Source organism: Clostridium sp. LS (genome assembly GCF_002760435.1).
Taxonomy (GTDB): Bacteria; Bacillota; Clostridia; order Clostridiales; family Clostridiaceae; genus Clostridium.
On the sequence record NZ_AUUU01000066.1, the window covers coordinates 1 to 12,801 of the forward strand.

The window sequence follows — 12,801 nt, forward strand, 5'->3', positions numbered from 1 at the left end:
GCCGATGGTACTGCATGGGAGACTGTGTGGCAGAGTAGGACGTTGCGAGGTAAGATAAAAGGTAGTTTATATGACTACCTTTTTGTTTTTCTATGATTTAAATTTATATAATTTTAAAATGCAAATAAAAGAGCTTATCTTAAAATAAATGTTTATTTTAAGATAAGCTTTAAAAGTATTACTCGTTAATTAGTATTTTTAATATTTCACCTATATAAATAGTGTGATAATCTTTTTGAGGGTAAATTTTTTCGTCAAATTCTGGATTATCAAAGTTTTCTGGAATAATTTCTGTATGATACATTTTCTTGCATACAATTACCATTTTTGCTTCGTTAAAATAAGTAGTATCATTATCGAAAACAGGAGATAAATTTGCTTCTTTTACCTTATCCACATTTCTACCAGAAAGGCTTCCGCAAATATTTAAAGATTTTCTATAATCTTCTTTAAAAAATGATAATGTAAATGTATCATTAGAATCCACAAATTGTTTAGTATAGCGTCCAGGTCTTATATAAATTGTAGCTGAATTCTTTCCCCAGAAAACACCTAATCCTCCCCAGCTAGCAGTCATAGTGTTAAATTTACCTTCCGTTCCAGAAGTGATTAATAACCATTCGTTACCGATTAGTGTAAAAGGATTAAAATTTAATTGATTAATTTGAATTTCTTTAAATGCCATACATTTTTCTCCTTTGAAAATATAATTTATTTTTATTTTAAACTTATTATAGTAAAAGTTCAATTATATTAATATTCTAACTGTACTTAATATAATAAATATAATAAATATAATATCTAAGATTTTGATCTATAAACAATATAATAAGATTCTATTATCAAATATATTTCAATAACATAACTCAAAGTTATATAATTTATAACTAATATATATTTTCATTATGCCAATAAAGAAGATAAAATATTAAGTAACAGGTGGATGGCCTTAGCGTAAGGCAATATAATAAGAAAGGAAGATATGGTATGAAAATTGGAATAATAGGAATTGGTGCTATTGGTGGATATATTAGTGCAATGCTTAGTAAAAGTAGAGAAGATGTTTATGTTTTAACAAGTGGTAAAGCTTTAGAAGACATAAAAAACAATGGAATTACTTTAAAAAGTGAATTAGGTGAAAGTTTTGTAGCATATCCAACTCTTGTGACAGAAGATGTATGTGATATAGGCATAATGGACATTGTTTTTATATGTGTAAAAGGATATTCATTAAAGGCTGCATCTAAAGCAATTTTGCCTATGGTAGGTGAGCATACAATAGTTGTTCCAATTATTAATGGAGTAGATGTTGGAAATAAAGTATATTCTTATTTAGGAAAAGGGAAAATAATAGATACGGTAATGTATATTAATTCTAAAGTTGAGGGCACTGGAATTATTAGATATAATAGTAAAAAAACTAAGATAATAATATCTTCTAATAAAAAGAGACCGTCTTGTATGGGAAGCCTAGAAATAATTTATGGTCTCTTAAATAAGTCAGAAATTATATGTGAAATTAATGATAATGCAGAAGTTGAAGCGTGGAAAAAGTATGTATTTAATTGTGCCTTTAATGTGACAGATTCCTATTATGATGTGAAAGTTAAAGGTATACTAGAAGATAAAATGAAATTTGAAACTTTCTGCAATGTAGCAAGAGAGTGTGAGGAAGTTGGAAGAACTAAGGGAGTAAATCTTCCTGATAATATTTATGAAACTACAATTAATATTTTAAAGAAGGTTTCAAAAAAAAGTATAAGCTCTATGCATAGAGACGTAGTATTAGGTAAAAAATTCGAACTAGAATTATTCTGTGGTGAATTATGCCGTATGGGAAAAGATCTTGGAGTGCCAACCCCATATACTCAAAAAGCTTATGATAAGCTTAAAATATTACAACCTATGTAAAAAAATCTGTTATAATTAATAATGGAGGTGAACACTTAGTGTGAGCTTATTATTTACAAAAATTAAATTTCTCTCACTAAATTTAATATATGAATTTTAATGATAAAGTATGTGTGATTACAGGCGGAGCACTAGGAATTGGAAGATGTTTAACAAGGGAATTTGCATTTGCTGGAGCAAAGGTCATTTTTATTGATAGTAATAAAGAGGCAGGAGAAGAAAATCAACAATACATTAAGTCTAAAGGTGGAGATGTTTATTTTTTTCAAGGAGATATTTCAGAGGAAAGCGTATTGAATGATTTTACTAATACAGTAATAAAGAAATATTTACATATAGACTATTTAATTAATAATGCGTGCTTAAGTAAAAAGGGAATTCTATCTAAATGTTCCTATGACGATTTTAACTATGTTTTTAAAGTAGGTGTTACGGCACCGTATATGTTAGCGCAATTATTTTTGAATTACTTTAATAATAATGGAGCTATTGTAAATATTTGTTCAACGAGAGCACAGATGTCTCAAGCTGATACGGAAAGTTATACAGCAGCAAAGGGTGGAATCTTAGCACTTACCCATGCCTTATCAGTAAGTCTTTCGAATAAAGTACGGGTTAATTCTATTAGTCCAGGATGGATTGATACGGGTACTTATTATGATGAAAATTATGTTCCGAGTTATAATATAAATGATATGTTACAACACCCTTCAGGCAGAATTGGTAATCCTAAAGATATCGCAAGGGCAGCAATGTTTTTATGCGATGAAGACAATAGTTTTATTAACGGCGAAAATATAAACATAGATGGTGGTATGACTAAACTAATGATATATAATGATGATTATGGATGGAAGTATGATAGGGAAGTAGAAAGTTAAAAAATTTTTATGTAATATTAAAAGATACATATCTTGTGTATATTATTATTTATTGATATACATAAGATATTTTTTTATTAAATAAATTATCTGAATTTAGTAGTTTAATTATTAATTTATAATATTAATTGGTATTTTAGACAGATAAGTACAGTATATAATATGTTTTTATATAATCTGAGTTCATTTATGCAGTCTTAATAACGGATATTTACCTTTAATTATTTTACATATTTATAGTTAAGTGCTGGAATAAACTTCAAATATAAAACATAGTATAAAGTAGAGTAACTAAAGGAGGAATAAGAGATGAATTTTTTACTTAGTAAACTAAATGCAACTTTTAGGGATAAAAAAACCTATTTTTTCATTGTACTAATAATGTTTTGTTTGGGAATATCTTTTGGTCTTTATACTGTGAAGTACATGGGGGCATCGGATAGAAAAGATCTTTTGAGTTATTTTTCAAGTTTTACGAACTCTATTGGCAGTCAACCCATAAATTATGGAACTCTATTATTCGAAGTAATTAAGAAAAATATATTAATAATTATACCTATATTATTATTAGGTTTAACTTTTTTTGGAGCTCCAATAATATTAATCCTAGATTTATTAAAAGGTTTTACTTTGGGGTATACTTTTTCTTTTATGGTGACTACTTTTGAAGGGAAAGGAATTGGACTAGCTTTAGTATCTGTTATTCCTCAAAATATAATATATATTCCATGCTTTATAGCATTAAGTGTTATTAGTTTATCCATGTCTACAGAAAGATTCAAAGGGAAATTTTTTAAACAAATAAAAAGTAAAGATCCATTTTTGGATGGTGTATTAAATAAGTTAATCGTAATCATAGTATTATTTATAATTGGAATAGTAATAGAGACTTATATATCACCATCCCTAATAAAATTTGTGGCTCAAAAATTCTATTTATAAGAAAAGTTATGCATACTTATGATAATTAAATTCAAGAAGGATAATTGACAATTTTGTCGAATACTAATCATAATCAATGGTATAGGAGATAGTAATGATAAATAGTATAAATAATTATAAGAATTATTTGTTAGAGAGCGGAAAAAGTGAAAATACTATATATGCTTACGTAACTGATGTCAGTCTTTATCTTAAATTTTTAACCAAAAAGAAGATAGATTTATATAAGAGTGATAAATTAACGGTTATGTCGTATATACAAAACCTTATTAATCAAGGTAAATCGGAAAGATCTATAAATAGAATTGTAATTAGTCTTAGGAATTTCTATTCCTACTTGAAAAGTGAAACCTTAATAAAAGAAATACCTAAAATAGAATATAAGAGTTCCAAAAATAATAGGAAATTGCCACAAATTTTGACCATTGAAGAAGTAGACAAAATAATTAGGATAGTTGAAAAAGATTGTTCTAAGGGAATTCGTGATAATGCTTTACTAGAATTAATGTATGCAACTGGAATGAAGGTTTCTGAGCTCATAGCATTAAATGTTGAGGATGTAAACTTAGATTTGAATTTTGTAAGGTGTACAGATAATAAGCATTATGAAAGGCTTATCCCTATTGGAAGAAGCGCGTGTAAGGCGTTAGCAGAATATTTAAGTATCCGATATAAGATAGCTCAATGCGGAGTATCAAATCTTTTTGTTAATTTAAATGGAAATAAACTAACAAGACAAGGAATATGGAGGATAGTAAAAGAATATTCTAGAAAAGCAGGCATAGACAAGGATGTTAATTTAAATACTTTTAGACATTCATTTGCAGTTCATCTGCTTCAAAATGGGGCTAATGTTAGAGCTGTACAAAAGTTACTCGGCAATCAGGTACTCACATACATGGACACATATTATGAAATAATAAACAACGATAAAATTAATTATATATACATGCATACACATCCAAGAGCTTAGTTAGCCTTAAGTTAATACTAAATTTTAAAGAAAAGATAGATGCTTTTTAAGTATTCTATCTTTTTTAACATGAAATAAAATTCATAATTTCAAATAATAGAGATATAATATTATTATGTTATGAAAATATTTTTTCAAATTTTGATGAATTACAGAGAATAAGAAAAATATTTTTCATATTATTCCATAATATAAATATAATGTATAAAAAGATAAAAAATTGATTTACTTAATATTTTTTACATAGTATAATTAATTTGTACATAATAAATATAATTATTGTATTAGGAGGAAAATAATATGAAATTAAGCGCTAGAAATCAATTACCAGGAAAGATTGTAGAAATTAAGGAAGGAGCAGTAAATGCAGTAGTAAAGATTGAAATTGCTAAAGATATAGTTATTTCTTCTACTATTTCTGTTGATGCTGTTAAAGAATTAGGATTAACAGTTGGATCAGAAGCTACAGCTGTAATTAAAGCTACTTCAGTAATGTTAATGGCTTAAATTTTTGAAGAATAAAGGAATGACTTAAATTAATTAAGTCATTCTTTTTTTGAGAAATTATATTATTAAAAATAAAATAAGTGTTCATTTGAAAAAGTTAAGTATACTGTTTCGTTTATAGTAAAATTCATATTCTTTTTTTCTACTTTATATTCTATTAGAGTAGCTTCAGAGCTAGTACTATTTTTCATATATACAGTAAATTCAAAGGGATTTTCAATAATTTTCCCTATTTTATAAGGAAAAGTGTTTTCTTTCTTATTATCTTGAGCTATTTCAATATTATGTGCTCTTATGCAAATATATTGAACATCATTTGGAATTTTATCAACTATAGTATATTCATGTCCCCAATTTTCTGCATAGATAGTATGTTCTCCTGTCTTTCTTGCTTTAGAAATGTTTTTGCATCCTGTTAAGGTTGCCTCAGATAGGTTTTTGGGGCGTTTGAACAAATCATTTTTCTCTCTTTTTTCTAAGGATATTCCCTTATCATAGACAATTATTTCTGAACACATTCTATAAGCTTCAGCAATATCATGAGTAACAAAAATAACATTTCCGCTATAATCCTTTAATATAGACGTTAATTCTTTTTCTAAATTGTTTCTTAAATGCTGATCTAATGCAGAAAAAGGTTCGTCCAAAAGTAAAATATCTGGAGAAGTTATAAGAGCTCTAGCTAAAGCTACTCTTTGTTGCTGTCCACCAGATAGCTGCCATGGATAATGTTTTTCTAGACCAGTCAATCCTAATCTTTCTATGTATTCTTTACATAAAGATTTCTTTTTATCATAATTAAAATGTGAGATACCTATTTCTATGTTTTGAATTATATTCATATTAGGGAATAAAGCGTAATTTTGAAATAGGTATCCAACCTTTCTTTTTTGAGGACTTAAATTAATTTTTTTTTCAGAATCGAATAAGACTAAGTTATTTAAGATGATTTTTCCCTTAGATGGAGTTACTAATCCTGAGAGACATTTAAGGGTCATGCTTTTTCCTGAACCGGATGCACCTAAGAAACCTAAAATACCATTTTTATGTTCAAAATTGACTTTTAAATCAAAGGAGGGTAGGTTATTTTCTATATCTATATATAAAGACATTATTTCATCCTCCTTCCTAAAAGTTTTAATTGAATTTCTGAGTAATAATTTAGAATTAAAATCAACAAGAATGAAAAAGAAACTATTATAATAACCCATAATACTGCTTTCTGCATATCTCCACCTTCTGCAGCAAAGAATATAGCTAGAGGCATAGTTTGAGTTTTACCTGGAATATTACCTGCGAGCATTAAGGTTGCTCCAAATTCACCAATAGCTCTTGCAAAGGACAAAACTAATCCACCTATTATGCCAGGCATAGCTAAAGGAACTGCTATTTTGTAAAATATTTTAAATTCACTTAAACCAAGAGTTCTAGCGGCAGAAAGGATATTTATATCTATCTGTTCAAAAGCAGAGCGTGTAGTTCTATACATCATAGGAAATGAAACTACAATAGCAGCAATTACAGTTGCGGTCCAACTAAAGATTATAGAAGTATTAAATAGTTCCAGGAACTTTCCAATTGGTCCGTTTTTACCGAAAATTAATAATAAAAAGAACCCTACAACAGTTGGTGGTAAAATTAAAGGTAAGTTAAAAAGTCCATCAATTATCCCTTTTGCTTTTGATTTATAGTTTGCCATCCAATAAGATACTGCTATACCCAAAAAGAAGGTTATAATTGTTGAGACAATGGCTGTCTTTATTGAAATCCAAAATGGCGCAAAATCAAATGTCATAATAATCACCCTTTAAAGAAAATTTATAAATATAAAATACCAATGCAAAATTTTTATGTAGAGGAAAATATAAGAAGGAAAGTGCTAAAATCCTTTTATATTTAGTCGAATTTATTATGCATTGGTATTTCAATCAATAGTTAATATTGTGACTACTAAAATAATTAAGCTATTCCGTAACCATATTTTTCAAAGATTTTCTTACATGTATCACTAAATAAAAATTCCTCAAATGCTTTTGCATCATCTGGATTTTTGCTAGCTTTAATTATTCCTATCGGATATGTTATTGGTGAATGTTTATCATCAGGTACTGTTTCGATAATTTTAGCACTATCACTGCTTAAAGCATCACTTTTATAAACAAATCCAACTTCAGCATTTCCAGAAGTTGACCAAGCAAGAACTTCTTTTACATCTTTCGCAAAAACAAGCTTTGATGATACAGCATCTTTAATACCAAGTTTTGTGAAAACTTCATCAGCATATTTTCCAGCTGGAACGCTTGAGGGTTCACCAACAGCTATCTTCCTAACTTTATCAGTATTTAAATCTGAAAGACCTGTTAGTGTAGTATCCTTTGGACCAACCAAAACTAAATCATTTTTAACGAGATCTTTTTTAGTATTTTCAAGAATTAGTGATTTGTCATCTAATGCTTTCATTTGGCTTTGACCTGCTGAAATAAATATGTCACAAGGTGCTCCTTGTTCAATTTGTTGTTGAAGAGAGCCTGATGCACCAAAATTAACAGTTAGCGTAACATTTGGCTTAACCTTCTTATATTCATTTTGAATATCGCCCATAGCTTCTTTTAAACTTGCTGCAGCAGAAATGTTTAATTCTACAGAAGGTTCAGCAGATTTAGTAGAACTATCCTTAGGAGTAGAAGCAGGATCTTTTTGAGCGCCGCATCCAATAATTAATAAAGATAAAAGCAATGCTAATAGACTTGATAATATAATTTTCTTTTTCATAAATAAAACCTCACAATCATTATTTTAATCAATAGTTATGTTTTATAATGTTTAGTTATGTTTTATTTAATGATTTTTTTTATATTAGCATTAAATAACAAAAAAAACAATAGAATATTAAAAATAAAGTCCAAGTTTTTGTTAAAATTAGTGTATTATGCTTAGTATTATTAGATTAGCAATAATATTACTAGTAAATTTTGATTTAGTTAAAGTTTAGTAAAATTAATTATAAAACTATTGACAAAGTATATATGAATATTGTTATATATAAAGTATAGATATGTTATGTTTTGTTATGTTTTGTTAAAGTGATTTTAATATGAATCTCAAAGAAGAGAATGCAAAAGTGTATAAACTTCTTTGAGATTCTTTTTTTATTTAATTTGAAATTATATAATAGAATTACACATATGAAAGGGGGAAAGGTTATTGAAGTTTATTACATTTTCAGGACCACCGTCTTCTGGAAAAACGTCAGTTATATTAAAGGTAATTGAATGTTTAAAACCTGAAGAAAAAAAAATTGGAGTAATAAAATTTGATTGTCTTACAACATATGATGATCTTTTATATAAAGAAGTTGGAATTGATGTAATGGTGGGTTTATCAGGAAATCTTTGTCCAGATCATTTTTATATTAGTAATATTGATGATTGTGTTAAATTGGGAGTAGAAAAGGGTTTTGATATTTTTATTAGTGAAAGTGCCGGATTATGTAATAGGTGTTCTCCTCATATAAAAGAGGTTCTGGCCGTATGTGTAATTGACAGCCTTTCTGGAATTAATACTCCTAAAAAGATAGGGCCTATGTTAAAATATGCAGATATTATTGTTATAACAAAAGGAGATATTGTTTCTCAAGCTGAAAGAGAAGTTTTTACTTTTATGGTGAGAGAAGCTAATACAAAAGCACAGATTATTTATGTTAATGGTTTGACAGGACAAGGAGCTTATGAATTAAGCACAAAAATTAAAGCTGCAAGATCCATAAAAAGTCTAGAAGGAGAAAAACTTAGATTTACAATGCCATCAGCGTTATGCTCATATTGCCTTGGAGAAACTATAATTGGAGAAGATTATCAAACAGGGAACTCTAAAAAAATTGATTTTCAAGAAGTAAAAAGCAGTAAAAGAAATAAAATGAGTTATTTATTGGATATTAATAGTGATATAATTGAAGATCAAAATACAGTTATTAATTCTATAACAATTTTTGGAGGACATGATAAGGATGGAAATAAAGAAGAGATAGAGTTAACCATTAATATAGGAGAAATAATTTGCATAGTTGGACCAACAGGAGCTGGTAAAAGCAGGTTGCTTGAGGATATTGAGTGTGTTGCCAATGGAGATACACCAACAGGCAGAATAATAAAAATAAATAGTAGAAATTTAGGCTCAAATAAGTTAGTTGCAGAGCTTTCTCAAAATATGAACTTTGTTATGGATGTATCTGTTGAGAATTTTATTCGAATGCATGCTAAAAGCAGAAATGTTGTAGAAATAAAAAAAATAACAGATAAGATAATTAAGTGTGCTAATGAACTTGCAGGTGAAAAATTTTCTGGGGATACTCCTATAACATCATTAAGCGGGGGACAATCTAGAGCTTTAATGATTGCTGATACAGCATTTTTAAGTAGTTCTCCAATAGTTTTAATAGATGAAATAGAAAATGCAGGTGTTGATAGAAGTAAGGCTTTAGAACTGTTAGTTAATGAAGGAAAAATAGTACTTGTATCAACTCATGATCCGATACTTGCTTTGCTTGGAGATAAGAGAATAGTAATAAAGAATGGTGCCATAGATAAAATAATTGCAACTAATATTAAGGAAAGAGATAACTTGAAAATAATGAAGCAAATTGATAGCAAAATGCTAGAGCTTAGAAACGCCTTAAGAAATGGAAAAATCATAGATTGGGATATGGAAGAATATTTTTATTCTAAATAATAAAATTTGATGACAAAATATGCCTTGATTAATAATAGAATACAACTTAAAATTATAATAATTAAAGATAATTTTGATAAAAAGCAATATGATTGGGGTTTAAAGTATGAGTAAAACAAAAAATATTATTGATAAATCAGAATATGATGTACTTGGATTATTGCCATGTGCTGTTAAAGTTCCATTGGAAATTGGTTTTGATGATATGATTGATGAGCTAGGGAGTAAATGTGATTTTAAATATCTATTAGAAGGCAATGCTAATTATGATGTTATGTGGATGGATGAATCTTCACATGTGCCTCAAAAAGAAGAATTGCCTAAAATAATAATAAGCGCTGGTGTAAATAGTTTTTATAGAAAAGATTTTAGAGCTAAAGCTATAGAAGAAAAGTATTTCAAAGAAGTTGAGAAAGAGGGTACAAATAAAAATGATTTAAGCGATGATGATGGGAATTATTATATAATGGCACTTAATTATTTAGTTATGATAGTAGATCTAACAAAATTAAATAATAGAAATATTCCCAAATCCTTAGGAGAACTTTTAGATGGACCGTTTAAAAAGGAAGTTGCTATTAGGGGGAAAAAAGGTAAGTATTGTGAAACAACGCTTCTCGCCATATATAAGGATTATGGAATTGAAGGAATTATGAAATTGAAAGAACTTATCGGGTATGGAGGGCATCCAGCGGAAATAGTTAAAAATGCAGGAAAAGGAATTGAAAATTCTCCTACAGTAAGTCTTGTCCCATATTTTTATGCTAATCTACTTAAAAACAATAAGAATGTTCAAATAGTATGGCCAGAGGAAGGTGCAATTGTTAGTCCTGTTACGTTATTGGTTCAAAGTGAAATTTCAAATAACTTAGAAAGTGTTGTTAATTATTTTACTAGTGAAGAAGTACGTAATATATGTAAGAAGGCTTCATTGCCACATCCAGATGATTATCTAAAATATTTAAGTGAAAACAATTATAAGTTAAATTGGATTGGATGGGATTTTATAAAGAATAATGATATAAATAAGTTATTGCTGGAATTAAATACTTATTTTTAATCAAGAATTATTTTTCTTAAATAAATTATCTAATTGCTAGAAATCCTTACTTCTAGATGTTAGAATAAATTAGATATTATATAGAAGGAGGGAAATTCTGTGGATAGTGAGAAATCCCTAACGGCAATTGAAGTAGCTGAGTTGTTAAAGATTACTAAAAACACTGTTTATGAGTTAGTAAAAAGAGGAGAATTACCGGGATATAAGGTTGGTAAAAAACTTAGAATAGATAAAGATGATGTTGAGAATTATATTAATAATCAAAAATCAACCCAAAGTAACACTAATAAATTTGCCTTAGTAAAAAATGAACCATTAAATAATGAGTCATTAAACAATATGAAAAAACTAGAGAATCCAAACGATATTATAATATCGGGTCAAGATGTAATTCTTGATGTATTAGCAGAAAATATTAGAGAAAAAGTTAGTGATATAAGAATTCTCAGATCGAACGTTGGAAGTTATGCAAGTTTGTATGATTTATATAATGATAAAATATCTATTTCAACATCTCACTTGTGGGATGGGGATACTAATGAATATAATACTGCCTTTGTTAGGAAAATGCTTCCTGGAATATCTTGCTTAATTATAAATCTTGCTTATAGAAATGTTGGCTTTTATGTAGCGAAGGGGAATCCGCATAAAATTAATACATGGGTGGATTTAACTAAATCTAATATATCAATGATAAATAGAGAAAAAGGTTCTGGTATAAGAATTTTATTAGATGAAAAATTAAGAGTTAATAATATAAACAGAGAACATATAAAAGGCTATGATATAGAAAAGCAATCTCATTCTGCTGTAGCAAGAAGCATTGCAAGAGGAGAAGGTGATGTTGGAATAGGAAGTGAAAAAGTAGCAAAACAAATAGAAGGAATTGATTTTATACAACTTCAGGAAGAAAGATATGATTTGGTGATTAGAGAGTCAGATTTAAAGTATCCTATCTATAAATTAATAATAAATACTATACAAAGTGAAGATTTTAAAAGAGAAATTGAAAGTTTGGGCGGATATGATTTAAAAGATATCGGCAAAATACTTGCTAAAACTTAAAGAATGTTATAGTATAAAATAAATATAACAAATTTAAGTGCAAAGATGCAGTACCTAATACTGTGTCTTTTTTTGTTATATAAAAATAATAAAGAGGAGTGATATTATGAACGAAATAGCTGTATTTCTTGAGGAAAAAGATATTATAAGTTCCTTTGAAGAAGCAAAATATGTTAAAATATTTACAAAGGATAAGTTTGTCTGGAAAGTCAAGAAAGTTATTTTAATTAATAGGACAAGCGGCAAGAAAGGAATTAATGAAATTAGAAAGGAATATCAAAACATACTCCCAGAAATGGATGATTGTAAAATTCTTGTTGTAACTAAAGCTTTTGGAATTCCATATAGTGTATTTTATATGGAGGATTTCAGTATCTGGGAATTAGAAGGAAATCCTTATGATTTTCTGGATGAAATAGTCGCAAAAGAATTGGAGGAAGAAGAAAACGCAAATAAACCAGTGGAACTGGCTAAGAAAATAAAGGATGGATACTACCTAGTGGATTTACAAGAATTAGAGCTCACAAATCCAGAAATTTCTTCTAAAAATGCAATAATTCCTTATTTAGAAAAAGAAGAAGTTAAGAAAATAGAAGTACTTTGCTGTCATGTACCGCCTTGGATTGTTGAAAGAAAGGACAAGTATAATATAAAATTAGATATTATAGAAATAAAAAGAAATGATTATAAAGTCATTATAGAAAAGAATAATAATTAAGAAATGGAGGAAATAT

13 protein-coding genes are annotated in these 12,801 nt (G+C 27.9%); 9 read left to right on the forward strand and 4 right to left on the reverse strand.

The features are described 5' to 3' along the window. Positions 1-178 precede the first annotated feature (178 nt). Positions 179-685 carry a flavin reductase gene (locus tag COL3_RS15475; RefSeq protein WP_008426343.1) on the reverse strand — a complete coding sequence of 169 codons (507 nt, stop codon included), beginning with the start codon at positions 683-685 and terminating at the stop codon, positions 179-181. 302 nt (positions 686-987) lie between these two features. Between COL3_RS15475 and COL3_RS15480 the strand changes: the two genes are divergently transcribed. The 5 genes from COL3_RS15480 (at position 988) to COL3_RS15500 (ending at position 5,214) form a co-directional block, all read left to right on the forward strand. Beyond that, on the forward strand, positions 988-1,911 hold the full coding sequence (locus COL3_RS15480; RefSeq protein ID WP_008426345.1) for a 2-dehydropantoate 2-reductase: 924 nt from the start codon (positions 988-990) through the stop codon (positions 1,909-1,911). An 89-nt stretch (positions 1,912-2,000) separates the two neighbouring features. Beyond that, positions 2,001-2,792 (forward strand): SDR family oxidoreductase, encoded by a 792-nt coding sequence (locus COL3_RS15485; protein ID WP_008426346.1) that lies wholly within the window; start codon positions 2,001-2,003, stop codon positions 2,790-2,792. Positions 2,793-3,101: 309 nt separating this feature from the next. Next, positions 3,102-3,734 carry a stage II sporulation protein M gene (spoIIM, locus tag COL3_RS15490; protein WP_008426348.1) on the forward strand — a complete coding sequence of 211 codons (633 nt, stop codon included), beginning with the start codon at positions 3,102-3,104 and terminating at the stop codon, positions 3,732-3,734. Between the two features lie 94 nt (positions 3,735-3,828). After that, positions 3,829-4,707, forward strand: coding sequence for a tyrosine-type recombinase/integrase (locus COL3_RS15495; RefSeq protein ID WP_008426350.1), 879 nt, complete (start codon positions 3,829-3,831; stop codon positions 4,705-4,707). A gap of 300 nt (positions 4,708-5,007) precedes the next feature. Beyond that, the gene (locus COL3_RS15500) at positions 5,008-5,214 is read left to right on the forward strand and encodes a TOBE domain-containing protein (RefSeq protein WP_008426352.1); all 207 of its coding nucleotides are present in this window, start codon (positions 5,008-5,010) and stop codon (positions 5,212-5,214) included. Positions 5,215-5,279: 65 nt separating this feature from the next. On the opposite strand, the gene COL3_RS15505 is transcribed toward COL3_RS15500, so the two are convergent. The 3 genes from COL3_RS15505 to modA form a co-directional block, all read right to left on the reverse strand. Next, the gene (locus tag COL3_RS15505; RefSeq protein ID WP_008426354.1) at positions 5,280-6,326 is read right to left on the reverse strand and encodes an ATP-binding cassette domain-containing protein; all 1,047 of its coding nucleotides are present in this window, start codon (positions 6,324-6,326) and stop codon (positions 5,280-5,282) included. Further along, positions 6,326-7,009, reverse strand: a complete 684-nt coding sequence (modB, locus tag COL3_RS15510) for a molybdate ABC transporter permease subunit (RefSeq protein ID WP_008426355.1) — start codon at positions 7,007-7,009, stop codon at positions 6,326-6,328. Before modB ends, COL3_RS15505 begins: the two co-directional genes overlap by 1 nt. 164 nt (positions 7,010-7,173) lie before the next feature. Continuing rightward, a complete protein-coding gene (gene modA, locus COL3_RS15515) occupies positions 7,174-7,986 on the reverse strand; it encodes a molybdate ABC transporter substrate-binding protein (protein ID WP_008426356.1) in 813 nt (270 codons plus the stop codon). A 432-nt stretch (positions 7,987-8,418) separates the two neighbouring features. Here modA and COL3_RS15520 point away from each other — a divergent pair, with 432 nt between their 5' ends. The 4 genes from COL3_RS15520 to COL3_RS15535 all read left to right on the forward strand — a co-directional run bounded on the left by COL3_RS15520 (position 8,419) and on the right by COL3_RS15535 (position 12,785). Continuing rightward, positions 8,419-9,942 carry a GTP-binding protein gene (locus tag COL3_RS15520; protein ID WP_008426357.1) on the forward strand — a complete coding sequence of 508 codons (1,524 nt, stop codon included), beginning with the start codon at positions 8,419-8,421 and terminating at the stop codon, positions 9,940-9,942. A gap of 106 nt (positions 9,943-10,048) precedes the next feature. Continuing rightward, entirely contained in the window at positions 10,049-11,002 is a 954-nt protein-coding gene (locus COL3_RS15525; RefSeq protein WP_008426358.1) for an ABC transporter substrate-binding protein, read from the forward strand. 99 nt (positions 11,003-11,101) lie between these two features. Beyond that, complete coding sequence (locus COL3_RS15530) at positions 11,102-12,067, forward strand: helix-turn-helix transcriptional regulator (protein ID WP_008426359.1); 966 nt, start codon at positions 11,102-11,104, stop codon at positions 12,065-12,067. A gap of 106 nt (positions 12,068-12,173) precedes the next feature. Further along, positions 12,174-12,785, forward strand: coding sequence for a Fe-only nitrogenase accessory AnfO family protein (locus COL3_RS15535; RefSeq protein ID WP_008426360.1), 612 nt, complete (start codon positions 12,174-12,176; stop codon positions 12,783-12,785). Positions 12,786-12,801: the final 16 nt, after the last annotated feature.